Source organism: Corynebacterium durum (assembly GCF_030408675.1).
In the GTDB taxonomy this organism is placed as follows: Bacteria; Actinomycetota; Actinomycetes; order Mycobacteriales; family Mycobacteriaceae; genus Corynebacterium; species Corynebacterium durum.
Genome location: NZ_CP047200.1, coordinates 724,290 through 750,441 on the forward strand (window position 1 = coordinate 724,290; position 26,152 = coordinate 750,441).

Sequence of the window (26,152 nt, forward strand, 5' to 3'; positions counted from 1 at the left end):
TCGCAGAACTGGCCAGAAATCGCGCAAATGGTGCTCGCCGCCACAGCCGAATTTGACAATCGGCTGAGAAACCTCGCACCCGAGGAAGCCCGCAACAAGGTTTCCGCCTGGGCACAGGCCCTGAGCAGGACAAACCTAAGCTTGGAAGACCTGCTAGAGGGCGTCCTGAGAGCCTACCGAGACGCCCGCCGACCAGATAACCCGGTTGGGGCGATCATCCAGGAAGCCAAAGCCCACCGCTTGGCGAAACCACGGGCACGGGAATTGCCCGCAAACGTCCACATAGGCGGCGTCGGATACGCAATCCCAGCCGCCTACGAAATCGATGACGTTCTGCACATCCAATGCGAATGCGGCGCGAAACCAGGGGAGTACTGCACCCACAACGGGGAGACAAAGAAAATCCCCCACGAAACCCGCCTCGCAACCGCCTGGAGGCTCAACAACCCAGAGGGTCGGAGATTGCATCAGGAGCGCGAACAACACCTAGCCAGATTCCGAAAAACAAACCACCTCAAACGTAAATAGAACAGGAAAGTCAATTGGCACACATAGCCTTCTCAGGCAACCTCGGTAAAGACCCCGAACTGAGATACACAAACGACGGACGCCCCTGGGTGAGCCTGTCGGTCGCATGGTCTGAACGCCACAAGACAAACGGCAACTGGGAGGACGGTCCCACCGAATGGGTGAACGTCACCGTCAACGGCCCCATGGCGGAAAACATCGCCTCATCCCTGCATAAGGGCATGACCGTGGATGTCGCGGGCCGAATTTCACCCCGCGAATGGAACGGGCAGCAAGGCCCGCAACGGTACTTGCATGTCATGGCGGACACGGTGTCCCCGAGCCTGCGTTTCCAGCAGGCACAAGTACAGCGCATCCAGTCGAACAACCCGCCGCAAGGGCCAGGTAACCAGTATCAGCCGCAAGGCGCTGGTGACGTGTGGGGCTCACAGCAGGGAAATCAATCGTGGGGAGGTGATGTAACCGCCGTCCAGGATGAACAGCCCCCGTTCTAACCGCGTCTTCATCCCCGGTGTCCCCGCCCCACAGGGCTCTAAACGTCATGTGGGCGGGGGCCGGTTGGTGGAGTCGTCGAAAAAGGTCAAACCGTGGCGGCGAGCGGTCAACGCCGTCGCGCGACAAGCATTCCCTCAACCCCTCACTGGCCCCGTGGAGCTGCATCTTGTGTTCCGCATGCCCCGAACCAAAGCCCACGGCAAAAAGACCGCGCCGCCGATGGTGCAGCGCCCCGATCTGGATAAGCTGATTCGCTCCACACTCGACGGGCTCACAGGTGCTGTGTTTGTGGATGATTCCCAGGTTGTTGCGGTGCACGCGTCGAAACGCCGCGCGGAAGCCTGGGAAATCACCGGGGTTGAGGTTCAAGCCACAGAAATTGAGGGATAGTGACAAGCAAACCCATAAACGTAATCATCTACACAACCAAGGTATGCAACGCTTGCATGCTTACCAAACGCCTGTTTCGCCGCGCGGGCATCCCCTACGAGGAGCGGGCGTTAGCCGCGCACGGCGATGTGGCGGAACGCTTCATCGCGAAAGGCGCAACACAAGCCCCCATCGTGCAGGTCATGCGCGGTAATCACGTCGAGGACGAATGGGCCGGGTTCCAGCCCGCGAAAATTAAGCGCTGGTGCGGCAATGGCTAAACCCTACCCACTGGACGACGCGCACGAATACATCGACTGGCGTGGGTGGGAAATCCGGCGGGATGCAGCCCGCGAACTGGACTATGAAATCAGGAAGGATGAGGCCGTGGAATGGGCGTCCTAGACAATGTTGACGCGTACAGGTACTGGACGTCACCGGAAACCGAAGAACAGTGCTTCCAGGCCATCCATAGCAGCTACACGCGCCGTAACGAGGCCGTGTGTCCACACGCTCCGCTTGGGTTGACCCCGGTGCAGGGAGCCAAACCCGGCTCAAGCAAAAGCATCAGGCGTATCGACGCCCTCATACTTTTCCGTAACGGTGAGCGGTGGGCAGTCGAGATCAAGGTCAGCAAGCAAGACCTTGCCCAAGAGTTGCGCCGCCCGGAGAAAATAGCCTTGTGGAAAGAACACGCACACGCGTTCTACTATGCCGTGCCGGTCGGACTGCTTGGGTATGCGCTGGAAAGCGTACCCAAAGGTGTTGGCGTCATGGTGTGCGGCCGTCATTCCACGGAAATCGCACGCAGGGCACGCAAAAACAAAACCCCCACCGAGATTCCCTACTCGACATGGCGGCGCATCGCGGGACGCCTGGGGGATGCACACATCAAGAAAATCGAACAAGAGAAAAAATGACCCCGAGTGAACTGCTTTCAAACCTTCAAGCGGCACATTAGGCCATCCAAAAAACACATCGCTACTGCGCAAGACTGCACGGCGGCCAGAATCAGGCCCATTGATCACCGGTTCCCAAATGTAACCTTCATCAGGAATGTGGGCCTGGAAACCTGTGTGATCCGTGACGACAAAACCGGCAAGCTCGCGATCGATCTACTTACCTCAATGCCCATGGCTACATTACCGCTCATGACGCGGAAGAAATGGCGTGGGAACTGTTTGCCGCTGTGGATGAGATCAAACGGATTGAGAAGGAAAAATCTGGTGAATAGCCTGCGTATTGGTTCACTGTTCAGTGGCTATGGAGGCATTGATGTGGCGGTGCAGGTTGTGTTTCCCGCCGCGCGCCCTGCCTGGTTCGTGGAGCGCGATGCCGCCCCCGCTACCATCTTGGCTCACCATTGGCCCGACACACCCAATTTTGGCGACATCACCGCCATTGACTGGAGCGCCGTGCCGCCGGTGGATATTTTGACCGGTGGGTATCCCTGCCAGCCATTCTCACACGCAGGACGACGAAAGGGGGAAGCCGATGAGCGGCACCTATGGCCCTATGTCAGGGAGGCAATTCGCCACCTACGACCCCGCTACATCTTCCTGGAAAATGTGGCCGGACACAGGTCTTTGGGGTTCGATCAAGTACTCGGAGACATGGCCAAGGACGGGCTGCATGCGTGGTGGACAAGCCTTCGAGCTTCCGACATTGGTGCCCCGCATCACCGCGAGCGGCTTTTCATCCTCGCGGCTTTTCCCGACTCCGAAAGCCTCCGACGGGATCATGGGCAGGCCCCGCACGCGGGGCCGCCCGATCGAGAAATCCACGCACCTCACCACGATCGTAACCTTGCTACCGACCCCGAGGGCGGCGGACCATCAGGCCACGATGGGATCGGCGGGGGCGCGCAGGCACGTGGAGAAAGGCAACGGCTCGCTAGCGGAAACCGTGGGGGTGAGGCTGCTGCCCACGCCCACGGCGTCGGATTCACGGCGGGCGGACAGTGCGACCGACAGGGCGCGGAATACCCCATCTTTGACGGTGGTGAGCGCGTATTTTCCCGATTTGATTGGGGAGATTATGAGCCCGCGATCCGGCGATGGGAAGCCTTGACCAGGCCAGCACCCAACCCGGTTGAGATGAACCGCAATGCGCGGCCGCGTCTTTCTGCGGCGTTCAGCGAGTGGATGATGGGCCTCCCCTTGGGGCATGTCACTGGCGTGCCGGGGCTATCCCGCACGGCACAGTTGAAAGCCATCGGGAACGGGGTCTGCCCACAACAGGCAGCCGTTGCGCTGCAGCAGCTACTAGCAATGAAAGGGGAGTGACATGCCTGGCGGCGATATGCCGAAGGCGAGCCTGTTCAAGATGCCGAAAATCGTGCGCATCAACACCGATGCGCTTGAGTGGGTCATTGCGATCCAAGAAGAACACAGGAAGCTTATTTACGAGCTTCTTGCCAACATCTACGAAAAGGAGAACAAAATGAGTCGAGAACTCGCACAAAGCGCAAGCCTTGGACTTGCGGCCCTGCACCTCAGGGACGCGGGCATTATGACCGAGGAGGGTACTCACGTTGAAGCATACAGGCGGTTGAACGCCGCGTACGAGCGGCTAACCGAAGTGCCGCATGGACTAGAGAAACAGTACCGGGCCGCCACGGTTGGGCTGGACGGGATCGTTTACAGGGGGTGGGTTGACAGCCTTGAAACGGCTCGCGCGGAGGCGGACACTGAGGGCGGTTTCGTTCAGATGCGGTTCGTCACCGAGCCGCAAAAAGTAGCATCTGTTGAGGTTGGGGGTCGTCATGCCTGACGGCGATGTGCCGCGTCTGAGCATTGGGACCATCGCGATCCTTACTGTTGGGAGCTATATCGCGGGGTACATGCGCGACGCAGGACTTTCCGCGTGGGGGATTAAAGAGGTTGAGCGTCACATACTGCTGCAGGTGGTGACGAGGGAAATCGAAGGGGTTGAAACCCCCGTATTGCACTGCGTTGAAGCGTACAGGGCGGCCTGCTGTGGCTACATCTACGTGCTGGAACAGCTTCTACTTGATGGTTGGGAGCTTGCGGTAGTTGATTCGCCTGAACAGTGGCGGAAAGCCATCGGGGAAGCCAGGTAGAAGGAGGAAAAATGGAAACAATGCAAATCAGCTTGGATGAGCTGCTGCGCATCTTCAGGGGACAACCTGAAACCCTGGAGCAGATCATGGCCCGCAACTACGGAGCTGATGGGCTCGTGGGGGTGCATATCGAAACGATTGATCGTGAGCACCTAATGATCGTGGACCCCTGGCCTAATGAAGATCAGGAGGTACGGGCGGTCACGCATGCGCCGGATGGTGATATGCAAATCCGCCATGTTGACCTTGCACGCGTGAAGGAGTTCACCCCGTCGAACGGCATGCACGCCACGTGTCAGGAACAACAGCTGAAAGCCGCACGGAAGACCTTGGGGGAAAGCCCCATCGAAGAAGCACGAAAGGGCGAACCACAGTTTTGAAATTCCGTGTGCCCTTCACCACGACCATCACACACACCGAAATCATTGAGGCTGACAACTGGGAAGACGCCTACGACAAAGCTACGGCCATTAACCTACCGGACGCACTCAAAATCGAATTTGAGCAGGATGACAGCTGGGAAATCGACCACGAGAACATCGAAGAAGTGGAGGAATGATCAAAAACCGCATTATCGACGCCCGGGGATTCCAACGCCAAATCAAACGCGTGGCCGGGCTGTTCGCCGAACTGGATGACGCGAAAACCCAGAAACAGCAGCACAGTGAAGGCGGCGGCTCGAAAGCCTTCGGCCCCCGCGACCCCGGCAACGCATGGGCTATCGGCCTATCCATTGAGCTGACGGAGAACCTGTTTGAGGTTGTCCGCGATGCCGCGAACCACATCACCCCCACCCGCATACTCAGCAAAGACCCCATTGAGCTGTGCGACTGGCTGGTGTTCAACGCGGATGGGGTGCTACGCCTGGAATTCGCGCATGACCTCAAGGGCGAAATCAACAACATTGACAAGCGCCTCACCGGCGCGCTGCACCCGGAAGACCTGGAGGCACAGCGCAAGGAAGAGAAATGGGAATCAAGTGAAAGCATCATCGTGAAACTTCGACGACGTGGCCACCACGTCACCCGTGACAACCTCCACACGTGGGCGAAACGCGGGCATATTCAACGCCGCAAGGACGGCCCGAGAAACACCTACCGCATGGGTGATGTACTAGCCCACCTGTCAGGCGATTCAACCCGATTAGGCAACTGACCGGAACGTGTGTATAATGGGGGGTGGAACAAAACCCATGCCCGCGCGGCATGGGTTTTTGAACATTCACCCCCTCCACTGGAACAACCCCCAGGGAAAGGGGACGAGGGCAATGGCCCACCAACCAAGCCGGGTAGACACCCGCACCATAATCCAGTCCACCCTTGACGAGTACGAGGATCAAATACGTTTAGGACTGGTCACCGCATTCCAAGTCGCATCTATCGCCGAAGCGCGCCTGTACGCCAAAGCTGTTGAGTGCAAAGCAAACCGCGCGGGGCGACGTAATGCCATTTGACTCAAGCAGATACTCACGCAAGTTCAGCAAGCAACTGCGTGAAGAATGGGAAGCAGTCAATGCGCCTTGCTACCTGTGTGGGCAGCCAATCAACTATGCGCAACGCGGCACACGCGACAGCCTTGAGATTGAGCACGTCATACCAACAAGCAAACAACCAGAGCTGATGTACGACCGCGCGAACCTGCGACCAGCTCACCTGTCATGCAACCGCGCCAAATCCGACGGCGCACCACAACCTGAACTAGGGGAGCTAAGCGAACAATGGTGAGCGCCTTGAACACCTTCAAAACCGATGCACTTCGACGCTTCGCAAGTGGACGACGAGTGTCACGCGCACTGACCAAAACCCTTCTACATGAAGGGTTCATAGCACGCGATGAATACGGAAGCTTGATCCTAACAACCAAAGGGAGTGAGGCGCTGCAAAATGCGTGAACCAATAAGTGACGCAATGAAGAACCTTAGGAACGCCGTCAACCTAGTGAGAGCGGCTTTCAATGTAGTCGCGGAACGCCTCAGGCGCGTATACCGCGAAATCGCGCCAATCATCAAACAAGTCGTAAACATGAAACATCGTGGCATCACCCACGTGGGACGCCCATCACCAATAGACGACAAGTACATCCTTAGGCACGTTCACATTGGTGACCTGCCAATACGGAAAACGCCGCACCAATACCGACGCGGCGCATAACCCACACAACCCCCTAATAGGTGACCAACGTCACCAACATGCCCAAACATGGGGGAGGGGGCCACAAAATCACAACACCCAACCGGCCGGACAGGAAAAAGGGCCGGAGCTGTCCTCCCTCCCCACTTGGATAACCCCCATCGCGCGCGCGTGGGGGTTTCGTCGTGTCTAGCGAAAGGAGGGGGCATGGTTGGTGAGTTGGAGCAGTTCGTTATTGATTCCGTGGCTGCGCGGGGTTCGGCTATCGGCGATTCCGACGCGGCGGCTGTAGCGTTGGCGCGGTCGTATGCGGCTCAGATCGACGCGGTGCCTTTTGATGCTGGTCAGGATCGTACGAAGGTCTTGTATTTGGGGCCTCATTTGTTGAAGGTGCTTTCCGCTTTGGGGTGTACCCCTGATTCGCGGGGCGAGGCTTCGGCGGAGGGGAATGCGCCTGCTGGCGGTATGAGCATTCTGGAGCGTATGAAGGCGGCCGGTGGTGGTCAAGGAGGTTAAGGGCTTCGAGCAGCCGCGCCTGTTTCCCCCGCCGTTGCGCCCGCTGACCCTGGAAACCTCGAAGGGGTTTGAGGCCATTGAGTTCGCGGAGCAGCTTGGCATCAGGCTGTATCCGTGGCAAAAATGGTTGCTGGTTCACGGCTTGGAGCTGAATGAAGACCTGACCGACTTCCGGTTTAAACGCGTCATTGTGGAGGTTGCCCGACAGAATGGGAAGACAACCCTGATGACGGTGCTGGGACTGTGGCGGTTGTTTATTTTTGGGGCGTCGGAGATCGTGTCATCGGCGCAGAAACTCACGGTCGCTGAGGCAACCTTGGAAGATGCGTTCAAGATTGCGGCTTGGCAGCCGGTTCTGAGGGGCTTCCTTCCTGATGATCCGCGCCCGAAGGATGGGCGGTTCAATGGCGCGTGGATGCGTGAGACGAACGGCAATAAGCAAATTGAGCTGAATGCTGCGCCGGTGCCGGAAAAACTCGACGTGTTCGGGGCGCTGCCTACGTGGTCGGTCACCACAGCTGACCGCAAGGGTGGGCGTTCCTCGTCGGTGGATTTGGCGTTCATTGACGAGCTGCGTGAGCTGCTTACGTGGGACGGCTGGAACTCTATCGAACCGACCATTAGCGCGCGGCGTGAGTCGCAGCTGTGGGGTTTCTCTAACGCGGGGGACAAGCGTTCGATTGTGTTGAAGTCATTGCGTGATGCGGCGATTGAGCGGATTGAGCTTGGCAGTACTGACGGCATGCAGACGGCACTGTTTTCCTGGTCTGCGCCGTCTGACGCTGAGGTCACCGATGTTGACGCGCTGCGTCAGGCGAACCCGTCGATGGGGTATGGGGCTATCACTCTGGATAAGCTTCTGGCTGAGGCTGAGGAGACGAAAAACCCCGATGGCTTTAAGACCGAAAAGATGTGCGTCTGGGTTGAGAACCTGGAGCCGGGCAAGATACCGGTCGCGGCGTGGCGTGAAATCGCAGACCCGTCTTCCGTGCGTGGCGCGGGGGAGCGTGTCGCGGTGGGCGTTGATGTTTCAAAGGATGGGCGGTTCGCTTATGTTGCGGTCTGTGCCTTGCGTGCTGATGGCATTCCCCATGTCGAGGTGGTGGCGCAGCGGGCCGGGTACGCGTGGGTGGCTGAATGGCTGCGTCAGCGTCTTGCTGCAGCGTGGTTTGATGGTCGCGTCGCTATCCAAGTGAAGGGCGCGCCGTCTGCTGATCTAGTTCCCGCTCTGCAAGCGGTGGAAGGTGTTGAAATTGTTGAGTGGCAAGGCTCTGCCATGTCTTCGTCAGTGCTGGGTTTCTTTGACGCGATTCGTAGCGGCATGCTGGCGCACCGTGACCAGCCTGTTCTTAATCTCGCTGCTGAGGGGGCGAAGGACAAAAAAGCCGGCGATTTGTTCATCTGGGACCGCCAGAACAGTGTGGGGGATGTATCCCCACTCATTGCGGCCAATATTGCTTGGTGGCATTTGACGCACGAGACTGAGGAAAAGTTTGTTTCAGCCTACGCGGCTGATTACTACGACGATGATCTTATCGACGCTGCTGACTATGACGATGACGATGACTACCTGTTGATCGTCTAGAGGGGAGGGCCATATGGGGCTTTTAAGCCGTTTGGGGATTCTCCCTAAGGTTACTAGCGCGCCTGATGCTTACGTGCTGGCTGCGCCACTGATGGAGGCGATTTCAGATGAAATCGGGGCGTACAGTGTAGAGAAGCTTTGGAAGGAGCAGCCGCACCTACGTGCGGTGACAACCTTCATCGCCCGCAACATTGCGAACATTTCCATCCATGCGTATGAGCGTGACGATGATGGTGGCCGCGTCCGCGCGCGCGGTGGGGCGCTTCCGCTACTGCTGAAGCGCGCGAATGCTTCCCAGCTGATGCAGACTGTTATCTACAATTCGATCATGGATTTATGCCTTTATGACGAATTTATTTGGATTATTGGCGACGATAACGGGGAATGGGAAATATATCCCATTAGTCCCGCATGGGTAATTAATCGCAAATTCAAAAACCCATGGACACTCAAATCAATCACCTTCAGCTACGAGGGTGAACAGATCGAGATTGATGCAGATAATGTGATCCGCGTTTGCGGCTACCGGCCTGGCAGCTTCAAAAAAGGCTCAAGCCCTATCAATGCCCTGAAGGACACTCTGCGTGAGCAGCTGGAGGCGGCCGCGTATCGCGGGCAGCTGTGGCGTCGAGGCCCGCGAATCAGTGGGGTGATTGAGCGCCCAATGGGGGCGAAGTGGGAGAACTCTGACCGGCGTCGCTTCAAAGCGTCATGGCAGGCACAGTACTCAGGGCGTGGGTCTGGAACCGGCGGTACCCCGATCCTTGAGGATGGCATGAAATTCGTGCCGCACCACCTCAGTGCGCATGATGAGCAGCTTGTTGATGTGGCCAAGCTGAGCTTGGCGACGGTTGCCAGTGTGTACCACGTCAATCCCACCATGGTGGGTTTGCTGGATAATGCGAACTACTCGAATGTGCGCGAGTTTCGCAAAAGCCTTTATGGCGATTCCCTTGGCCCGATCATTAAGCAAATTGAGGGCACGCTGAATGTGTTTCTGCTTCCCAAAATGGGAATTGACACCGATAGGTTTTATGTTGAATTCAACCTAGAGGAAAAGCTACGCGCCTCATTTGAGGAAAAAGCTGCGGTGACTTCCACGGCTGTCGGTGCGCCGTGGATGACAGTGAACGAGGCTCGTGAGCTGAATAATCTCAAGAACATTAACGGTGGCGATGAGCTGATAATGCCGCTGAACATGACGAAAGTCGAACAAGGTGGCGATGAAGGTGTTGGCGATGGTGTGGACCAGGGAGGTGATTGAGTGAAAACGAAAAACGTTAATATCCTCGTCAAAGCGGTAGGCGACGAGGGTGATACCGGCGATCAAGGCGTGATTGAGGCGTACGCCTCGGTGTTCGGCAATCGGGATTCGTACGGGGATGTAGTTATGCCTGGCGCATTTACTGAGACCCTTCAGGAATGGGCGGAATCAGGGAATGCGATTCCCCTGCTGTACGGCCATGACTTTGGTGACCCGTTTAGCAATATCGGCGCGGTTACTTCCGCGTCGGAGGATGAGCATGGGCTGAAAATAACAGCTAGCCTTGACCTTGACAACGCCAAGGCTAAGCAGGTGTACCGGCTGCTCAAAGAGCGACGGCTGACACAGATGAGCTTTGCCTACGACATTATTGACGGCGGCGAGGGGAAGCTTGATGATGAATGGTGCTTTGAGCTTCGAAAACTGAAACTATATGAGGTTTCGGTAGTGCCGATTGGTGCCAATCAGGAAACCGAAGTGACATCAGTTAAATCATTTGATGACGCGGAAAAGAAAGAATCCACAGGCCGGAATAATTACATTAATTCCCGGCTGCTAATCCTGGAGAAGGAGTAAATATGAAGCTTAAAGAACGTCGCGTTTCCCTGCTTAATGAGGTCAAGGAAATGCACGCCGCATACGGCGATTCCATGACTGATGACCAGTTCGCGGAAATCAAATCCAAATTCGACGAGGTGGACGCCCTTGATGTTGAGATCAAGGCCGCTGACGAGCGCAATGGCACTTTACGTCGCCTGAAAGCCATGGGCGGGGATGATGACCCGCGAACCGACACGCATGAGGTGAAAGCTGCTAGCGTTGGTGAGCACTTCGTCATGCACGCCAAGGGCGCGCTGGCTGGCTGGGAAAAGGGCACACCCCTAAGTGTTTCCGCGCCCGAATACAAAGCCGCTGATGATGCGTTCAAACGCACGGACACGCTCAACAACTTCGAGGCTGAGCGCATCCGCCCAATCGTGAACCAAAAGCGCGAACGCCTGGTAGTCGCGGACCTCATGGGCGACCATCCCATGAGCGGCGCAATTATTCAGTACCTTGTGGAGAAAAACAAGCGCATCGCCGATGGCGGCGCAGACACTGTTGCTGAGGACGGCAAGAAACCGTACATCAAGTACGACGATTACGATCTTGTGACGGAAGCCCCATCCAAGATTGCGGTACTTACGCGCATCACCGACGAGATGATGCAAGACCACGCGTATGTGGTGGGCAAAATCAACTCTGATCTGGTCTATGACCTGTCGGTCAAGGAGGAACAGCAGCTGTTGTTTGGCGACGGCTCAGGTAGTAACCTGCGCGGCGTCGCCAACCGTTCCGGCATCCAGACGCTGGCAAGCTCTGCTTTCACCAACTGGTCTGATGATTTCTACCGCGCTATCAACATGGTAGGTAACGCCACCGACTTCGAGGCTGACGGCATCGTCATCAACACCGCTGACTATGAGAAGCTGCGCCTAATGAAAGACAGCAATGGTCAGTATTTGGGCGGCGGTATTTTCCAGGGTCAGTACGGTCAGGGCGGCATTCTCATCAAGCCGCCACTGTGGGGCCTGAACACTGTCGTGACGAATGCCGTGCCGAAGGGCACCGCGTTTGTTGGCGCATGGCGTATGGGTGCGACGATCCTGCGTAAGGGGGGCATCCGCGTGGATGCCGCGAACACCAACGTTGATGACTTTGAGCACAACCGTGTGACGTTGCGTGCTGAAGAGCGTCTAGGTCTGATGATTCAGATTCCGGCGTCGTTCGTGAAAATGACGCTGACTGAGTGATAGGAGAGCTGCGTGAACGAGTATCGGGTCAAGTTGCCGAACGGTTTTGAAACAACGTTGCTGCTCGACGAGGAGCACAAGGAGCGTGATTACCCTGATGCCGTCCCCATGTCTGACGTTGATGCGGGGGATGATCTGAAAGCAAGCAGCACAGTGAAAACCGAATAGGGGGGATATGCCAATGCCTGATCACGGCATAACCCCCGACATGGTGCCAACCAGTAGCGCAATTACTGGTGATCAGATTGATGCGGTGGTGGAGACCGTTAGACGTATATGTGGTTGGCATATCTGGCCGGTGCGTGAGGAAACGGTAAAACTTGATTCTTCCGGCGACTGCCTTCTTTTCCTTCCTACTAAACGGCTCGTGGAGCTCAAGAGCATCGAGGTTGGTGGCAAGTCTGTTGGCCTGGACGCGGTGCAATGGTCGGAAGATGGCTACCTGCAAGGCCATTTCCCCGAAGGGCTACGGAACGTCGCCGTGACTATGCGGCACGGATACGACAGTGCCCTTGATTTGGTTGGTGTGTGCCTGCAGATGGCGAAACGGACGGCGGAAGCTCACTCCAGCTACCAGGTTGGTGGCATATCGGTGGGGGCATCCAACGGCATCACTCCACAGTCAACGGAGTGGCGCATAGTCGATTGCTACAAGCTGGGGCCGTTGCCATGATCTTCAATCAGCGGATCAGTATCCTGCGCGCAGGTAAAAAGCAAAGCCCTTACTCCACCAAGCCTGTCGCAGATTGGGGCAACCCAATAGTTATCCCCGTTGATTTCTTTGTCTCTATTCAACCTCAATCTACTTCCGAAGGCCCCTTAGAGCGCCCGAAGGTTGAAGCATCATGGCGGATGTACACGCCGCCCGGAACTGATCTTGATTTGCGCAGTGGTGACCGCGTACGGCTGTCTGGGATGCTCGATATGAATGTTGTTGGGAAACCGGCTAAGTGGCCAGACCCGTTCAACCCCGGTGCCGTCCACCATGTCGAGGCAAGTCTTGAGGTTGTTGATGGATAAGGTAACAGATGCTGTATGGCGTGCGGCGAACAAAAACGGGGAACTAACGCGCAAGATGCAGGAAGTCGCTGAACGCATCGCGGCCAGCGCAACGATGATTAGCCGCCGCGAAGGCGGTAAAGCAAACTATCGGGTTGAAACATCCATCCGCCCCGCTGGGCGTGCGCAGGTTCTTGTGGTTTCCGACGACCGCGATGAAGAGTATGGCACAGAGAAAACTAAACGGATAGGCGCTTTACGGCGCGCGGCGAAGGGGGAACATTAATGGATGTTTATAAGGCCCTTGTCGCCTTCCTGGGGGATAAGGGGTTCGGCCCTGTGTACACAGAGCTTCCACACGATGCGGAAGCGGATGGACTACCTTTCGTGGACCTGCAGCCCGTGGCGAAGCCTTTCACCACACATGGACTCAACGTACTCGGATTTGACGAGATCGATATTGATATTGATCTTTACGTTTCAGCCGATGACTGGGCTACCGGCAAGGCTGCGCGTCTTGCGCAGGTTCTACGGCTTCGCCTGCACGCGTTCCGCGATCCAGCGATCCGGGTCAAGGCCATTTCGGCACCTGCTCGACGCCCTGACAGGAACAACAAAATACGACGATTAGGGATAACTGTCACAGTGATGGTTCCCGCTCATATAGGAGATGATTCATGACCACGAAACTCTATACCGATGTTGACCTTACGGAACCGAATTACGCGGCTGAGCTCGCTCTGATTGGCGTGACCGGCGCACTGCACTACGCACCCTACGGCACGCCGCTGGCTCTCAATATGGCGCAGTATGAAAAACCGCATGTGGATTTCGGCTGGATTTCCGAAGATGGGCTAACGGAATCCTTGTCTGAGGATAAAAACGACTGGACCCCATGGCAGTCGCTGGATGCTCTGCGTTCGCAGATTTCCAAACGTGAAGTCACTTTCAAAGTTGTTGTGTGGTCCATTGGCGGCCTCGCTAATGCACTGTTTTACGCGGTGCCTGAGGAGGATATGGCCTATGACGCCAGCACGGGTATCACTAGCTTTGAGCAGGGCCAGAACATCCCGGACAAGTACAACTTTGTCTTGAGTATCGACATCCTCGACGGGCAGAAAGCGCGGCGTTTCATCATGCCGAACTGTGAGGTTGTGGAGCGCGGCGACATTAAGTACGGGCGCGGTGACCTTGTTGGCTATGAGTTCACGTTTAAGGCTGCCTACGATAAGGAATCTGGCTACTCCATCCGGCGTGAGTTCCGTGAAGGCTGGAAGCCTGGCACCGCTGGTACTGCACTGGCTGGCACGGCAAAAGTGAAGTCGTTGGGTGACTGGTCTGGTAATGCAAATGAGAAGGCTGGCGATGGTAAGACCTACCTGTTCAGCCTGAAGGGTGCCACCGGCGGCGTGTTTAAGATCACGGTTGGTTCTGCTGTTGTCGATGGTAACGGCGTGAAGATCACTGATGAGAAGCTTCAGGCTGAGCTGCGCAAGGCCGGAGAGTCCAAGGCAATGGTTTCCGGTTCGATCAGCACCGGATTTGTAGTGTCTGGTGTGTCTGCTAAGCCGGTACTTGACATCACGAAACTTGAGGGTGTATCCACGGCCGAAGTAACGGAAATCCCGTAGCCAATTACGCCGCACGCGCGGCAAACCACAAGGGGAGTCTCCAATGAGGCTCCCCTTTTTCTATGAAAAGACTTCAATAGGGGAAGGCAACAATAATGACTGTTATCAACATCGATGCAATGCTTGAAAAGCGCCGCGAAGTGCTTGGCGAAGGTGACCGATTCCAGATCGTCGTGAACGAAAAAGAGTTCTGGCTAAAGGCTCCGGAACTAGCTGATCAGGAATGGAACGACGAGTTTAGCGCCTTCCGTGAGGATGCCGAAGCTGGTCGCCTGACCAACGCCGATGCCCGCGAATGGCTGGTTAGCCTGTTCGTTGATGATAAGGAAGTCGAAGCCCTCAAAGAGGCATGCGCGGCACTGAAGATCGACATTGCCGCCGTCATTCAGTACGCCATCGCAGAGCATGCCGAGGAAGTAGCGGAAAACCCTACCCCGAAATCCTCGCGACGTTTCCGGCGGCAGTCGAAGCGTCGCTAATCGCTCACTACGGGGGGCGCGATTGGGTGGCCAAGTTTTGGCGCGGGGAGATCACCACACGCATGCTGGTCGCCCTTATCGAGGGGCTGCCTGAGGATTCCTACCTGCAGCGCGTCATGAACGACGGCAAGCCGTGGACCACGATGCACGCAATCATGTGGCAAATCCTCCACCAGGAGGCTGTTAATAACGTCAATTGGGCGGCAAAACTGTCCGGCAAGAAGCAGGATTACCCAGACTGGCCGGAAGACCCCTGGGATAAAACCAACAAGACCAAGCAGAAGCATCACGGGCTTGTCGAGCGCGGCGATGAAGAAGCGGCGGTTAACTACCTGATGGGATTGTCCGTGAGGGGGTGAATGTTTCATGTCTGCAACAGACGGGACAATGTTCGTCCCAGTTTTGCCTGACTTCAGCAAGTTCTTTTCCGGCGTCGAGAAGGCAAGCAAGGAATCCGGCGACAAGGCCGGTAAAGACTTCTCGGAAGCCATGCAGGACGGCATGGACCGCGCGGAGCGCGCCCGAAACAAAGCGGCCGATGCTTATCAGCGGGCTATGGACCGCGCGCAGGCTTCAGCCGAAAAGGCTACTGTCCAACAGCTGAAGCTTGTCGAGGCGGTTGAGAAGTACGGCGATGAGTCGGTTCAGGCCATCGATGCGGCGAACAAGTATGCGCAGGCCATGCGCGAAGTGGAGCGCAACGAATCTAGTGCAGCATCCGCATCCAAGCAACTTGAGAAAGCTGAGCAGGCTTTAGCTAAAGCCGCTGGTGAGGCCGATAATGCCATATCGCTTCAGACTAAGAATTTCGGCAAGTTCGGCACCGCAATGGACGCCACGGAAGGCAAAGCCAACAAGTGGCGTTCCGTGCTGTCTGGCATGGGAGCTGATGCTGATGGGTTCGGCGGTAAACTGTCCGGCATTATCGGCACCGTCGGTAAGTTCGGCGGGCTGATCGCCGGGGGCCTGGGAATCGCGGGCGGCGTGTCTTTCTTTGGCGACGCCATTGGCAAGGGGCGGGAGCTGTCCCAGGTGATGGGGTCACTGCAGGCGGTGACCGGCTCGACGTCCGACGTTATGGCGCAGGTCTCGCAGCGCGCCCGCGATCTTGGCAATGATGAGACGCTGGCGGGCACTTCGGCCGCATCAGCAACGGATGCGATGCTGGCGCTGGCGAAAGGCGGCATGTCCGTGTCCGACGCGATGGAGGCGGCCAAAGGGTCGATCCAGCTGGCGGGCGCGGCGCAGGTGGACGCTGGTACAGCGGCTGATATTCAGATTGCCGCACTGAACGGCTTCCACTTGGCGGCTAGCGACGCTTCCCTTGTTGCCGATGTGCTGACGAATGCGGCGAACAACAGTGCTACGGGCCTGGTGGAGCTTGGTGATTCCATCAAGTACGCCGCGCCTACGGCATCTACCTTGGGTATTAGTCTTCAGGATACTAGTACTTACCTGGGCCTTTTCGCCAACCTGGGCATCAAGGGTTCCGAGGCTGGCACTGCGATGCGGTCCGCGCTGCTGTCCCTAACGAATCCATCGAAAGAAGGGGCGAAAGCCCTTGCTGAGATGGGTGTCAACGCGTTCGACGCGCAAGGCAAGTTCGTGGGCATGCGGGAAATTACTGGGCAACTAGCGGCCGCGCAGGACCGCATGGGGGCATCGGCATTCACGGCGGCGGCGGCCACCGCGTTCGGGCGTGAAGCGGTGAGTTTCGCGACGACGGCCGCGAACAGCGGCGTTGAGGGGTTTGACAACCTACGCGCTTCCCTCGACAGGCAAGGCTCTGCAGGTGAAACTGCAGGCGCTAAGCTTTCCGGCCTAAACGGCGTTATGGACCGTATCGGTAACGCGGTCGATGACCTGCAGTTACGCCTGTACGAGCTTGCAGAACCGAAACTGTCCGAGTGGGGCGACAAGCTTGGCAACGCCATCGGCTGGATCACCGACAAGATTCCCACAGTAATAGGGTTCCTTAAAGAGCATAAGGATTTGCTGGTGGTCACCGGCGGCGCTGTCGCTGGCGTGGCTTCCGGCATGGTGGCACTGAAGGCGGCGCAAACTGGGTTGTGGGCAGTGTCTGCGATTTCCAGCTACGCCAAGATGCTTTCAGCGTTCCCCGCGTTGCTGGCGGCACAGCGCGCGGGCACTTTGCAGGCCACGGCGGCACAAATGGGCTTGAACGCAGCCATGCTAATCAACCCTATAGGCTTGATTGTCGCCGGTATAGCCGCCGTTGTTGGTGCCCTGGTCTTGTTTTTTACGAAGACCGAGACGGGCAAGCGGATTTGGGGCGAGTTCACCAGCTTCATGGGGCAAGCCCTGCAGCCGGTGTTCACACTGTTCGACAATCTGAAAGCCGCATGGGGTGAGATTACCGAGGCTTTCAATGGCGGCGACGCCGGATTTGGTGCCCTCATGGACATCTTCGGCGCTGACAAAGCGCAGGCAATCGTAGATTTTGCTGAACGCATGGGCGTTGTATTCCAAAACGTGAAAGCTTCTATCGGGGAGCTGTTTGCTGCGTTCCAGGGTGATGATGCAGGTATCGGCGGCCTGACCGCCTTGTTCGGCGCTGACGCTGCGCAGGGAATCGCCGATGCTTTCACGACCGTGGGGAACGCGATGGAATGGATTCGCGGGATCATTACGGATTCGCTGAGCGGCACTTTCACGAGCCTGTGGAACACTGTCACGACCTTGGCCACGACCATGAACGGGCTTGGGCAAACAATCGCGGGCGGGGTGTGGAATGCCCTTCAGGGGCTTTGGGCACTGTTGTTGCAGCTGTGGAACCTACTTGAACCTGTGCTGATGCCAGTGCTAAAGACCGTTGGCATCGTTGTTGGTGGCGTGATCATCGGGGCGATTCTTGGCGCAGTGAAAGCGGTTGAAGGGTTCGCCTGGATACTCTCTCAGGCAACTAACGCTCTGTCGTGGATTGTCACAAACGGCTTTAACCCGCTGATCAGCATCATTGGCGTGGTGATTCAGTGGGTGGGAACGAACCTGGCTGACGCTACGCGCGCAGGCATTCAGTTCCTAGGCGACGTCTGGAACGCTATTTCGGTGGGCATTTCCTGGGCGTGGAATACCTTAATCAAGCCTGCTTGGGATGCTTTGGAGTATGCAGCGAAGGTTGGACTAGCGGTCATCGGTACCGTGGTGCTGACACCGCTGCTGCTGGCTTGGGAGGCCCTGTCATGGGGCATTAAAGCCGCATGGGAAAACCTGATTAAACCGGCATGGGATTTGTTGCAGGGAGCAGCAAACTTCATGTGGACTAGTGTTTTGATGCCGATCTTCGGGTTCATCAAGTTTGAATGGAACGGCCTGAGTCTTGCCATTCGTCTTGCGTGGGACACGATCATCAAGCCTACATGGGATTTGCTGATGGCCGGTATCACATGGCTGGCAAATAATGTGTTCACACCCATGGTCGGGCTCATTAAAGCGGCGTGGGATGGCTTGGGGTCGGGCATCAAGTGGGTGTTTGACTTTGTGATTACGCCCACTTGGAACCTGATGCAGACTGGTTTGCAGGCGCTGGGCGATTTCTTCTCCAACATCTGGAATAACTACGTCAAGCCCACTTGGGAGGCGCTAGGCAATGGTATCCGCTGGGTGGCAGATAATGTAGTCCACCCAGTGTTTGAAGGGCTGAAAGACGGCCTGACTAGGGTCAGGGATTGGTTCAGCCAGACCGTCGATAATATCGGACGCATCTGGGATGGCATCAAGGACAAGACGAAAAAACCTGTCGAGTTCGTGGTCAACACGGTCTACAACGGTGGCATCCGCAAAGCCTGGAACACGGTGGCCAAGCTTGTCGGTCTCGACGAACTGCCTGAGCATCATTTCGCTACCGGCGGTGTGATGCCTGGCTATTCGCCTGGTCGCGACATTCATCACTTCTTTAGCCCTACCGGCGGTTTGCTTAGCTTATCTGGCAATGAGGCGATCATGCGCCCTGAGGTTACTACGGCCATGGGCGGCGAACCCGCCGTGAACGCTCTAAACGATGCCGCTATTCGCGGCGGCGTGAGTCGTGTTAGGAAGCTGCTGGGTGAAGGTGCGGCGTTCGCTAAGGGCGGCGTGTTCCGTACTTTGGCGTTCGCTAAGGGCGGCGTGTTCCGTACTTTGGCGTTTGCTAAGGGCGGTGTGTTCCCTAATGGCGGCACCGAGCAGCGCGATAAGCTGACTGAACGTATCGCATCACTGTTCGATGCGATTAAGAGTGAGCATGGCAAGCCTTATCAATATGGGGGCACCGGCAATCCCTCATGGGACTGTTCGGGCCTGTGGTCAGGCATTGTACAGTTCCTGAACGGTGGGAATTTGCGCGGTGGTCGCATATTCAATACCGAAAGCAATTTCGGTAACTTCGGTTTCGTCCCTGGACTGTCCGGCCGTGTGACCATTGGTGTGCTGTCTGGCAAAGGCGGTGGTGAGAACGGCCATATGGCGGGCACCATCGACGGGGTTAACCTGGAATCCGCTGGTGACCACGGTGTGCAGATCGGTGGTGCGGCTCGCGGTTCCGATAATGGCATGTTCAACCACGTCTACACGCTGCAGGAGTTCCTTGGGGAGTTCATCAGCGGCGGCAACGGCGGTGGTGGCGGTTTCAACCTGGGGGCCATGGTCAAAGGCTTGTGGGATGCGGCGATCAGCAAGATCGGAGATTTCCCAGGCAAAGACAAAAATGGTGACTTCGGGAAACTGCCTGGTGCTGTGGCGAAAACCTTGGCCGATAAAGCTTGGGATTTCGTCAAGTCGAAGATCGGCGTGTTTGCCGGTTCTGCTGGTGTCGCTGGTAGCGCCGAATCTTGGCGCGAAATGGCGATGGCGGCGATGCGTCGCCAGGGCTTCAATGCAGATGATCCACGCCAGGTTAACGCCATGCTGGCTCAGATTATGAGTGAGTCGGGCGGCAACCCCGGTATCGCGCAACAGATCGTTGACGTCAACGGCACCGGCGACAGTGCAGGCGTTGGCCTGCTGCAGATCATCCCGGGGACTTTCGCGGCTTACCGTGACCCGGAACTAGCTGATGACAGACGTGATCCGTGGGCAAATATGAATGCCGCGCTCAGGTACTACCGGGCCAAGTATGGTGGCGATCTGACGAGCGTATGGGGTCATGGTCATGGCTATGATTCCGGCGGCTGGTTGAAACCAACCCCGAACGGGTTTGGCACCTACTACAATCATTCTGGCGAACCTGAGGCCGTTCTGACTGGTCCCCAATGGCGGGGCGTCGAGAAGCTGGCCGATGGCGTGTACCGGCTGTCCAAGCCGCTTGGCGACATGGTTGCAGGCTTCCCAGCTGCTGTTAGGCAGATCGGTGATGCCTTGCAGCACACGGCCACTACCGGGGATTATCCTGGTGCACCGCTTATTGATGAGGATTCACCCCTTGTTGATGCTGCGCTGGCTGTGCATCGCGAGACTGATTTGCTGGCGACGGCGCGGGGCGAATTGGGTACGGCGTTTGCTGGTGGTGATGATGGGTATGGTGCCCTTGCTGACCTGCTGGGTAACGACGAGTTGGCGCGGAACCTGGTGAACTTCACCGGCAATGTTGGTGTTGCTGGCCAGGAGCTTTCTACGGCGTTTGCTGGTGGTGATGATGGGTATGGTGCCCTTGCTGACCTGCTGGGTAACGACGAGTTGGCGCGGGCAATCGTAACCGGTATCGGCGACGTCGGAACTGCTGTCCGCGAAACCAGTGCCGCCATCGACCGCGCACACAAGGGCTTCAACGAGTGGGCCGCCGAAAACGAGAACCATGGACGCATAGGGTCACCTGAAGAGTGGGCCTTGCACTACGGTTCAGCGGCCGGGGCTAGCATGCTCGACGACGCCCTTGGGCTTTTCGGTCTTGATGGGATCGTTGGCGGCACTCTGAAGGATTCGTTTGTGGAGCTGGTTAACCAGTCAGCGAACTACACGAACGGGGCTTTGGACTACTACGGCGTTCCCAGCGCACGGTTCGGGCACATTTCAAAGGACTCACTGAAGCCTTTGAGTGTGCTCGATAATGATGGGCGCGTACCAAAGGTTGAGGTTGCACAGCCTGCCACAGTGGAGGTTAATGACACTGTGACGGAAAGCAAGCCTGCGGCCACGGGCGACCCGTCAGGCGGGAAACAAACGATCATTGTTCAGCTGGAAGGCGATAAGACCTACACAGGTGAACAGGTCAAAAAGATGTTCAACCAGCTCGACGAGAAATACGATTCCCTCAAATTCGAGGTCGAAGACCTCAAGGACAAGAACACCGCCCCGGTAACTTCCGGGGTAGGTGGAATCGTGTAAGGAGGTTGTCGTGTTTCTGTCGGTCACCTGGATCGGCGCGGACGGTTCGGTGTGGCCCCTTGAGGGGGAGCTGACCGACTTGGCTGGCGTCGTCTTGGCAAAGCCTAGTGGTTTGACGTCGAAGCTTGACCGCTCCACAATGGTGCGCCCCAATGGTGTGGGGGTGGACGTTGCGGATTACGCGATTCCCGCTATTCAGGGGTCGCTTGATGTGCGTGTCCACCCCGATAAAGCGGCGGGCTTGTCGCTTGGCGATGTGTGGCGTGCGTGGTGCGCGTCATGGTCGATGATCAATCCGGGGGAGCTGGTGGTGTCGGATTCGTCTGGCTACCGGTGGCGTCTGCAGGCGTTGCTTGAATCGCCTATCGACGCCCCCGCCGTTTCCCCTGAAGCGCGTGGCGTGCCGTTCATTGACTCCACAGTCAACTTGTTGGCGACTGGTGGGGTGTGGCATGGCGAAAGCGTTGCGAGCGGCGGCAATACCGTTCAGGTATTCAACCCCGGCGATCTTCCTACCTTCCCCCGCGTCGGTTGGATTGGGCAAGGTAAGCACGTCACCCCGCCTACCGGCGGCAAGATACAGCTGCCTACCTCGTCTGATTGGGTTTGGCTTAGCACAAATCCGGGCTTGGGGTATCGCGTCGAGAATGAAGCGGGCGAAACAAAAACAGCGGTGTGGGCATCAATGCGCGGCCGCCCCGTACCCGGCATTCTGCAGCCGGGGGCAACAGCCTCGTGGAGCATGCACAGTGATGTACGCATCGAGGTTGTTCCCGCCTGCACTAACCCGTGGAGGTGATTGATGGACTGGTCTGATGTGCGCGCTGCTGTGCACAATGTCGGCGATGGTTGGGGTTTGTGGCTTCTCGACAAGGACATGAACCCCATCGCTGACCTGCATGGGGCCTTGTCGATCGAGCTTCCCGAAGCAGTGAATGAAACCACGGCATGCAAGATCGAGATTCGCGGCGACCATCCAGCCGCAAAGCTCATCTTGCCACTTGATGGGGCGAACCTATCTAACCCGTCCGAGACGTGGAACCGGCTTGTAGACGATGCGCAATGGATCATGGCGGAAGGCCCTGGAGGCGAAACAGAGCGCCTGGTGTACCGGGTCGCGCGGGTTACAGATAAGTCCGAAAACCACGGTCCGGGCCGGATCACGATTGAAGGCAAGTCGCTTTACAGGTATGTGGAGAAAATCGCATGCCGCGCTGACCCGGCTTCCCCGTTGATTGCGCAACTTCGTTACCGTGACTTCCGGGCTGGCGATTCCTTGCGAGTCATCAAGGAGTATCTGCTTGTTAACCTCATGCGGGATTTCCAGCCTCGCGCTATTACCGGTTGGGACTTGTGGTCTTCGACTGCATGGCGGGCGGTGTCCCCGACGCTTTGGCCCGCAATAGTCAACCCGGTCCATAAGTCAACTTCCACGCAGGCCGCAGTACTGGATGCGCGATTCGACATGGCGGCTGATCTGTTTAAGGAAACGCTCAATGCTGCAGGGCTGATGCTTACTGTGAACTTGTGGCTGGAGGGTGATAAGCAGCCCGCCCAAAGCCATATGACTTTGAGTGCCCCGACGCTGCTTATCGACGTCGTTCCACGCCAGTTTGACACCTCGACTACCGGCGGTGCGCTGGATGTTTTACGTGGCGTTGTTCGAAGTTTCGACAGGGACCGCAATGCCCCTAAGCTTGGGTTGGGGGATACCCCCTCAACCGCGTCCGGGTTGTTGCCGTGGGTGGTGTGGCGGCCGGAAGACATGGCGGGTATCACATCAGAGTTCACGGTGGTGAAGTCAGAGGATTGGCATGTAACCGTTGGTGGGCGTTCCCCGGAAGTTCTGAACAAGTTCATGGCGGCGGGCACAAAGTCCCTGTTTCAGGGATTGGCGGCGGCGCTATCGGCTGCGTTTCCCCCGTTTGCGCCTTTGATTGCGGCGGCTGGCGCGTTCCTTGGGGACGTTGTTGGGGCTTCGCTCAAGGACAAGCTTTTTGCCTGGAACGAGTTTACCGACGCGGTGCGACGTGAGGCGCATGGGCGTTTCGCCTACCGCGATGCGGTGGGTTCCGGCGACGGCTGGACGCTTTCGGCGTGGCAGCAGGGGTTTCAGATGCTGGCGCAGGGCGCGGGAATGGTCAGCGTGGGGTTCCAGTCTTCTGGGGCGTCGCCCTATGAGTGGGGTCGTGATTTCCGTGCGGGGGATCAGCAGGGCCTACTGCATCGCGGCGTGTTGTTCGCCACGTATGTGCATAGCGTCACGCTGAAATACCAGGTGGGTAAAGGCTGGTCGCAGGAGCTGACTTTGGGTGACCCGCGCGCCCGTGAATCGTTTGTACGCGGTGCTACGCGCTCAATCAAGGGCGTGAAAAACGCTGTTGACCGGGTTAAAAGCTTCATTATGTAGAGGGGAATGACGGTGGAAGATATATACCCTTATCAGGTTGCTGATAATCATCACCCACTATCGTGGGTTTTCTTTAACGCGGGCGGGTTGAGCCTTGACCTGGAGACCGCTGAGGCGCTGGCACGCCATGTTTTCGACGCCCTTGGATGCGGGAAACCAGGCAGCGCGGCCGTGCCGTCCATCAAGTACGACGCGCTTGGCGGGTCTGGCGGGCCATGGGAGCCGGGTGTGTGGATACCGGTGAAGGATGCCCGCATGGGGGTTTCCGTGACAGTGCCGCATGTAGACGTGGGGGCAATGAGTGAGGCTGAACGCGCTGAGCTGCGTGCGGTTCTTGATGCCGCCGATGACGCGGCACGTGCAAGCTCCCTTATCGACGCCGAAGGAGGTGAAGCTAATGGGGGTTAATCTATCCGGGCAAATACCCGGCAACCCGTCGCAAGTGGGGAGTGTTTTCGACCTGCTGCATAACGGAGCCGGACCCATCGGCACCGCCATCGGACAGGGGTTCACGGCCCTAGTTGATGGGATCGCTTCGGCACTCGCGGGCGGCATCGCTAAGGGGAACCCCTTCTACCAGATTTCCGAGGCCACAAAGCCCTTCCGCGATGGACAGCGAGACATCCAGGACCGCATCGACCTGCTTTCCCCGCTGCTTGATTACGGTGCGGTGACACTAGCTGAGCGCGGCAATCGCGGCAATGGGAAGCTTGGGTTTTACGACCAGGTGGGGCCATTACGCGGCATGGAAGTGCTATCCGGCGGGGGTTTCAAGTTGCTGGACAAGGGCCTTTGGGATATTGACGTTCAGCTCGAACCTAGTACGGTGCTGCTTGACTTCGGTATTTTTGTCACCACCAAGGTGGAGATTCGCGTGTTGCGGCCGAATGGATCGACGTATGCGGTGCGGGATATTGTCACTGGCTACGGTAATCGTCACACGATGAATGGGCGCATGAGTGTCGTTGTTCCTGAGGCCGGTTACCGCATTGAAGTGTGGTGCACAGAGATTCGCACGTTGCGCACTTTCGATTCGGGCGAACGCAGTTCAATCCTTGCTGTCCAGCACATTTCACGGAAAACCAGCTAAGGGGGTTAAGTATGCGAACACTCACTATCGACGTCAAGGATGTTGGCGGCACTGCAAGCATTGGCGATTCTGTGGTGATCCGGTCGCCCGCCGTGCGGGCTTCCGAGACTAGTGGACGCCTGGTATCCCCAACCCCTATCGTCGTCGCCCTGAATAACGGCGTGGGGGAGGCGCAGGTGGAGCCGGGGCCGCTGCTAGTGCAGTTCAGGTGTCGCAACGTTTCCAACACTGAGCCCATTGAGGCGACGGTACCAGCCGGTACGGGGCGCATTACGCTACGCGAGCTGATCGAGCAGCACATCAAGTATGAGCCAGCGGTGATCCGGGGCGCGCAAAAAGCGGAGCGGGACGCTAAGGAGTCCGCTGACCGGGCTTCCGGTAGCGCGTCTTCAGCAGGAAGTAACGCCACCCGCGCGGAAAAGGCCGCTAGAAGCGCGGAAGGCAGCGCAAGCACCGCCTCAGGTGCAGCGTCAACCGCGTCGCAGCACGCTTCCGCTGTGGAGTCAGCTAGGCAGCATATTGACCAGCAGCTAAAAAACGCCGATGCAGCAAGGTCTGATATGAACGCGGCGGCGACGGTATTCAAGTCGTGGGACGCCAAATACCAGTGGTTGCGGGACAACTTTTCCACCTTGTCGAACACCGTTAATTCGATCATGACGAGCGCGGCCAGTACGCTGCGTTCCGAAGTGCAGGGCCTGAAGGAAGCTGCTGAACGGTACAAGAACGAGGCTGGCACACACGCGCAACGAGCGCAGGTTGCAGCTAACAGCGCGGCGAATGCGGCCACCGCCGCTGTCACCAACGAGATCAACAAGCTGAAGGGTAATGCCCCGGCCGCGTTTGACACGCTGGAGGAGATTGCGAACCGCGTCAAAGCTGGGGGTTCGCTTGAGGGAGAGCTACTAAACAAGCTTGCGACTAAGGCAAGTCAAGCGGATTTTCAGAACCTGCTTGACCGAATGAATAAACTGAATATCGGTTCAATTTCTGGACTTTCCCAGGCGATTTCAGGGTTTATTTCGAATCAAGATGTATCGATAACCGGCACTCCCTATAAGATCGCACGACGAAACGGCAACGGAAATTTATTGGTGAATCCAACCACGTTTTACGACAACGACAATGTGGCAGTGTCAAAAGGCTATGTTGACCAAGGAGGGATCACTGCGCTTTACTCGCATGGCAGTATACAAGTTCGTCGTGCCGGAAGAATGGTGACGATAACTACGAATTCGAGTAACAGCAATTCGGGCGCTTCCCTCAGCGACATAACTAACCTAACTTTGCCCGAGTGGGCTAGGCCACACTCCATAATTCATGTCGCTCCAGTAAATATGTCTGGCGAACTTTTCATAAACCCAAGCGGGGAGATAACCGAATATTCTATGCGCTCGTCCGGCATTAGATTCTCCGTTACTTACATTGCCTAAAACCCCTAATCATTAAGGAGATGTGATA

33 protein-coding genes are annotated in these 26,152 nt (G+C 57.2%); all 33 read left to right on the forward strand.

Going from position 1 to position 26,152, the window contains the following annotated elements; genetic code table 11:
* The first annotated feature begins 27 nt into the window (after window positions 1-27).
* The 33 genes from CDUR_RS03395 to CDUR_RS03555 all read left to right on the forward strand — a co-directional run bounded on the left by CDUR_RS03395 (window position 28) and on the right by CDUR_RS03555 (window position 26,124).
* Window positions 28-528, forward strand: coding sequence for a hypothetical protein (locus CDUR_RS03395; protein WP_179418987.1), 501 nt, complete (start codon window positions 28-30; stop codon window positions 526-528).
* 14 nt (window positions 529-542) lie between these two features.
* Window positions 543-1,022 (forward strand): single-stranded DNA-binding protein, encoded by a 480-nt coding sequence (locus tag CDUR_RS03400; protein ID WP_179418988.1) that lies wholly within the window; start codon window positions 543-545, stop codon window positions 1,020-1,022.
* Window positions 1,003-1,413, forward strand: a complete 411-nt coding sequence (locus CDUR_RS03405) for a RusA family crossover junction endodeoxyribonuclease (protein WP_179418989.1) — start codon at window positions 1,003-1,005, stop codon at window positions 1,411-1,413. Before CDUR_RS03400 ends, CDUR_RS03405 begins: the two co-directional genes overlap by 20 nt.
* Window positions 1,413-1,673 (forward strand): glutaredoxin family protein, encoded by a 261-nt coding sequence (locus CDUR_RS03410; RefSeq protein ID WP_290208032.1) that lies wholly within the window; start codon window positions 1,413-1,415, stop codon window positions 1,671-1,673. The genes CDUR_RS03405 and CDUR_RS03410 overlap by 1 nt, the downstream gene beginning before the upstream one ends.
* Window positions 1,666-1,797, forward strand: coding sequence for a hypothetical protein (locus CDUR_RS03415; RefSeq protein WP_267903402.1), 132 nt, complete (start codon window positions 1,666-1,668; stop codon window positions 1,795-1,797). The genes CDUR_RS03410 and CDUR_RS03415 overlap by 8 nt, the downstream gene beginning before the upstream one ends.
* Window positions 1,785-2,312 (forward strand): MmcB family DNA repair protein, encoded by a 528-nt coding sequence (locus CDUR_RS03420; RefSeq protein ID WP_179418991.1) that lies wholly within the window; start codon window positions 1,785-1,787, stop codon window positions 2,310-2,312. Before CDUR_RS03415 ends, CDUR_RS03420 begins: the two co-directional genes overlap by 13 nt.
* Before the next feature lie 306 nt (window positions 2,313-2,618).
* Window positions 2,619-3,677, forward strand: a complete 1,059-nt coding sequence (locus tag CDUR_RS03425; RefSeq protein WP_179418992.1) for a DNA cytosine methyltransferase — start codon at window positions 2,619-2,621, stop codon at window positions 3,675-3,677.
* A gap of 1 nt (window position 3,678) precedes the next feature.
* Window positions 3,679-4,164 (forward strand): hypothetical protein, encoded by a 486-nt coding sequence (locus CDUR_RS03430; RefSeq protein WP_179418993.1) that lies wholly within the window; start codon window positions 3,679-3,681, stop codon window positions 4,162-4,164.
* On the forward strand, window positions 4,157-4,474 hold the full coding sequence (locus CDUR_RS03435; RefSeq protein ID WP_179418994.1) for a hypothetical protein: 318 nt from the start codon (window positions 4,157-4,159) through the stop codon (window positions 4,472-4,474). Before CDUR_RS03430 ends, CDUR_RS03435 begins: the two co-directional genes overlap by 8 nt.
* An 11-nt stretch (window positions 4,475-4,485) precedes the next feature.
* The gene (locus CDUR_RS03440) at window positions 4,486-4,854 is read left to right on the forward strand and encodes a hypothetical protein (protein WP_179418995.1); all 369 of its coding nucleotides are present in this window, start codon (window positions 4,486-4,488) and stop codon (window positions 4,852-4,854) included.
* An 8-nt stretch (window positions 4,855-4,862) separates the two neighbouring features.
* Window positions 4,863-5,033, forward strand: a complete 171-nt coding sequence (locus tag CDUR_RS03445) for a hypothetical protein (protein ID WP_179418996.1) — start codon at window positions 4,863-4,865, stop codon at window positions 5,031-5,033.
* The gene (locus CDUR_RS03450) at window positions 5,030-5,629 is read left to right on the forward strand and encodes a hypothetical protein (protein ID WP_179418997.1); all 600 of its coding nucleotides are present in this window, start codon (window positions 5,030-5,032) and stop codon (window positions 5,627-5,629) included. Before CDUR_RS03445 ends, CDUR_RS03450 begins: the two co-directional genes overlap by 4 nt.
* Window positions 5,630-5,741: 112 nt before the next feature.
* Window positions 5,742-5,927: a hypothetical protein gene (locus CDUR_RS03455; RefSeq protein WP_179418998.1), complete on the forward strand. Its 186-nt coding sequence runs from the start codon at window positions 5,742-5,744 to the stop codon at window positions 5,925-5,927.
* Window positions 5,917-6,198, forward strand: a complete 282-nt coding sequence (locus CDUR_RS03460; protein ID WP_179418999.1) for an HNH endonuclease — start codon at window positions 5,917-5,919, stop codon at window positions 6,196-6,198. The genes CDUR_RS03455 and CDUR_RS03460 overlap by 11 nt, the downstream gene beginning before the upstream one ends.
* Before the next feature lie 612 nt (window positions 6,199-6,810).
* The gene (locus CDUR_RS03465; RefSeq protein WP_179419000.1) at window positions 6,811-7,119 is read left to right on the forward strand and encodes a terminase small subunit; all 309 of its coding nucleotides are present in this window, start codon (window positions 6,811-6,813) and stop codon (window positions 7,117-7,119) included.
* The gene (locus tag CDUR_RS03470; RefSeq protein ID WP_290208033.1) at window positions 7,103-8,704 is read left to right on the forward strand and encodes a terminase large subunit domain-containing protein; all 1,602 of its coding nucleotides are present in this window, start codon (window positions 7,103-7,105) and stop codon (window positions 8,702-8,704) included. The genes CDUR_RS03465 and CDUR_RS03470 overlap by 17 nt, the downstream gene beginning before the upstream one ends.
* A 13-nt stretch (window positions 8,705-8,717) precedes the next feature.
* The gene (locus tag CDUR_RS03475) at window positions 8,718-9,968 is read left to right on the forward strand and encodes a phage portal protein (protein ID WP_233452986.1); all 1,251 of its coding nucleotides are present in this window, start codon (window positions 8,718-8,720) and stop codon (window positions 9,966-9,968) included.
* Complete coding sequence (locus CDUR_RS03480) at window positions 9,969-10,544, forward strand: HK97 family phage prohead protease (RefSeq protein ID WP_179417165.1); 576 nt, start codon at window positions 9,969-9,971, stop codon at window positions 10,542-10,544. It begins immediately after the preceding gene.
* A 2-nt stretch (window positions 10,545-10,546) separates the two neighbouring features.
* Window positions 10,547-11,761, forward strand: coding sequence for a phage major capsid protein (locus tag CDUR_RS03485; protein WP_179419001.1), 1,215 nt, complete (start codon window positions 10,547-10,549; stop codon window positions 11,759-11,761).
* Window positions 11,762-11,773: 12 nt separating this feature from the next.
* The gene (locus tag CDUR_RS03490; protein WP_179419002.1) at window positions 11,774-11,929 is read left to right on the forward strand and encodes a hypothetical protein; all 156 of its coding nucleotides are present in this window, start codon (window positions 11,774-11,776) and stop codon (window positions 11,927-11,929) included.
* 7 nt (window positions 11,930-11,936) lie between these two features.
* Entirely contained in the window at window positions 11,937-12,434 is a 498-nt protein-coding gene (locus CDUR_RS03495) for a hypothetical protein (RefSeq protein WP_179419003.1), read from the forward strand.
* Window positions 12,431-12,781, forward strand: a complete 351-nt coding sequence (locus CDUR_RS03500; protein WP_179419004.1) for a hypothetical protein — start codon at window positions 12,431-12,433, stop codon at window positions 12,779-12,781. The genes CDUR_RS03495 and CDUR_RS03500 overlap by 4 nt, the downstream gene beginning before the upstream one ends.
* Window positions 12,774-13,046, forward strand: a complete 273-nt coding sequence (locus CDUR_RS03505; RefSeq protein ID WP_179419005.1) for a hypothetical protein — start codon at window positions 12,774-12,776, stop codon at window positions 13,044-13,046. The genes CDUR_RS03500 and CDUR_RS03505 overlap by 8 nt, the downstream gene beginning before the upstream one ends.
* Window positions 13,046-13,441, forward strand: a complete 396-nt coding sequence (locus CDUR_RS03510; protein WP_179419006.1) for a hypothetical protein — start codon at window positions 13,046-13,048, stop codon at window positions 13,439-13,441. The genes CDUR_RS03505 and CDUR_RS03510 overlap by 1 nt, the downstream gene beginning before the upstream one ends.
* Window positions 13,438-14,391 carry a phage tail tube protein gene (locus CDUR_RS03515; protein WP_179419007.1) on the forward strand — a complete coding sequence of 318 codons (954 nt, stop codon included), beginning with the start codon at window positions 13,438-13,440 and terminating at the stop codon, window positions 14,389-14,391. Before CDUR_RS03510 ends, CDUR_RS03515 begins: the two co-directional genes overlap by 4 nt.
* A gap of 95 nt (window positions 14,392-14,486) precedes the next feature.
* Entirely contained in the window at window positions 14,487-14,870 is a 384-nt protein-coding gene (locus tag CDUR_RS03520) for a hypothetical protein (RefSeq protein WP_179419008.1), read from the forward strand.
* Between the two features lie 26 nt (window positions 14,871-14,896).
* Window positions 14,897-15,229, forward strand: a complete 333-nt coding sequence (locus CDUR_RS03525; RefSeq protein ID WP_179419009.1) for a hypothetical protein — start codon at window positions 14,897-14,899, stop codon at window positions 15,227-15,229.
* Window positions 15,230-15,236: 7 nt separating this feature from the next.
* Window positions 15,237-21,191, forward strand: coding sequence for a phage tail tape measure protein (locus CDUR_RS03530; protein ID WP_290208035.1), 5,955 nt, complete (start codon window positions 15,237-15,239; stop codon window positions 21,189-21,191).
* 10 nt (window positions 21,192-21,201) lie between these two features.
* Window positions 21,202-21,990, forward strand: coding sequence for a hypothetical protein (locus CDUR_RS03535; RefSeq protein WP_179417167.1), 789 nt, complete (start codon window positions 21,202-21,204; stop codon window positions 21,988-21,990).
* A gap of 3 nt (window positions 21,991-21,993) precedes the next feature.
* Entirely contained in the window at window positions 21,994-23,601 is a 1,608-nt protein-coding gene (locus CDUR_RS03540; protein WP_218865394.1) for a Gp37-like protein, read from the forward strand.
* A gap of 12 nt (window positions 23,602-23,613) precedes the next feature.
* Window positions 23,614-24,009 (forward strand): phage gene 29 protein family protein, encoded by a 396-nt coding sequence (locus CDUR_RS03545; protein ID WP_179419012.1) that lies wholly within the window; start codon window positions 23,614-23,616, stop codon window positions 24,007-24,009.
* Complete coding sequence (locus CDUR_RS03550) at window positions 23,999-24,691, forward strand: hypothetical protein (RefSeq protein WP_179417168.1); 693 nt, start codon at window positions 23,999-24,001, stop codon at window positions 24,689-24,691. Before CDUR_RS03545 ends, CDUR_RS03550 begins: the two co-directional genes overlap by 11 nt.
* 11 nt (window positions 24,692-24,702) lie before the next feature.
* On the forward strand, window positions 24,703-26,124 hold the full coding sequence (locus CDUR_RS03555; protein ID WP_179417169.1) for a hypothetical protein: 1,422 nt from the start codon (window positions 24,703-24,705) through the stop codon (window positions 26,122-26,124).
* Window positions 26,125-26,152: the final 28 nt, after the last annotated feature.

Coding starts and splice junctions, on each gene's coding strand:
- CDUR_RS03395 (WP_179418987.1), top strand. CDS start 28: ATGGTGCTCGCCGCCACAGCCGAATTTGACAATCGGCTGAGAAACCTC.
- CDUR_RS03405 (WP_179418989.1), top strand. CDS start 1,003: ATGAACAGCCCCCGTTCTAACCGCGTCTTCATCCCCGGTGTCCCCGCC.
- CDUR_RS03415 (WP_267903402.1), top strand. CDS start 1,666: ATGGCTAAACCCTACCCACTGGACGACGCGCACGAATACATCGACTGG.
- CDUR_RS03420 (WP_179418991.1), top strand. CDS start 1,785: ATGGGCGTCCTAGACAATGTTGACGCGTACAGGTACTGGACGTCACCG.
- CDUR_RS03430 (WP_179418993.1), top strand. CDS start 3,679: ATGCCTGGCGGCGATATGCCGAAGGCGAGCCTGTTCAAGATGCCGAAA.
- CDUR_RS03435 (WP_179418994.1), top strand. CDS start 4,157: ATGCCTGACGGCGATGTGCCGCGTCTGAGCATTGGGACCATCGCGATC.
- CDUR_RS03440 (WP_179418995.1), top strand. CDS start 4,486: ATGGAAACAATGCAAATCAGCTTGGATGAGCTGCTGCGCATCTTCAGG.
- CDUR_RS03450 (WP_179418997.1), top strand. CDS start 5,030: ATGATCAAAAACCGCATTATCGACGCCCGGGGATTCCAACGCCAAATC.
- CDUR_RS03455 (WP_179418998.1), top strand. CDS start 5,742: ATGGCCCACCAACCAAGCCGGGTAGACACCCGCACCATAATCCAGTCC.
- CDUR_RS03460 (WP_179418999.1), top strand. CDS start 5,917: ATGCCATTTGACTCAAGCAGATACTCACGCAAGTTCAGCAAGCAACTG.
- CDUR_RS03465 (WP_179419000.1), top strand. CDS start 6,811: ATGGTTGGTGAGTTGGAGCAGTTCGTTATTGATTCCGTGGCTGCGCGG.
- CDUR_RS03475 (WP_233452986.1), top strand. CDS start 8,718: ATGGGGCTTTTAAGCCGTTTGGGGATTCTCCCTAAGGTTACTAGCGCG.
- CDUR_RS03485 (WP_179419001.1), top strand. CDS start 10,547: ATGAAGCTTAAAGAACGTCGCGTTTCCCTGCTTAATGAGGTCAAGGAA.
- CDUR_RS03495 (WP_179419003.1), top strand. CDS start 11,937: ATGCCAATGCCTGATCACGGCATAACCCCCGACATGGTGCCAACCAGT.
- CDUR_RS03500 (WP_179419004.1), top strand. CDS start 12,431: ATGATCTTCAATCAGCGGATCAGTATCCTGCGCGCAGGTAAAAAGCAA.
- CDUR_RS03505 (WP_179419005.1), top strand. CDS start 12,774: ATGGATAAGGTAACAGATGCTGTATGGCGTGCGGCGAACAAAAACGGG.
- CDUR_RS03510 (WP_179419006.1), top strand. CDS start 13,046: ATGGATGTTTATAAGGCCCTTGTCGCCTTCCTGGGGGATAAGGGGTTC.
- CDUR_RS03515 (WP_179419007.1), top strand. CDS start 13,438: ATGACCACGAAACTCTATACCGATGTTGACCTTACGGAACCGAATTAC.
- CDUR_RS03520 (WP_179419008.1), top strand. CDS start 14,487: ATGACTGTTATCAACATCGATGCAATGCTTGAAAAGCGCCGCGAAGTG.
- CDUR_RS03530 (WP_290208035.1), top strand. CDS start 15,237: ATGTCTGCAACAGACGGGACAATGTTCGTCCCAGTTTTGCCTGACTTC.
- CDUR_RS03540 (WP_218865394.1), top strand. CDS start 21,994: ATGGACTGGTCTGATGTGCGCGCTGCTGTGCACAATGTCGGCGATGGT.
- CDUR_RS03550 (WP_179417168.1), top strand. CDS start 23,999: ATGGGGGTTAATCTATCCGGGCAAATACCCGGCAACCCGTCGCAAGTG.
- CDUR_RS03555 (WP_179417169.1), top strand. CDS start 24,703: ATGCGAACACTCACTATCGACGTCAAGGATGTTGGCGGCACTGCAAGC.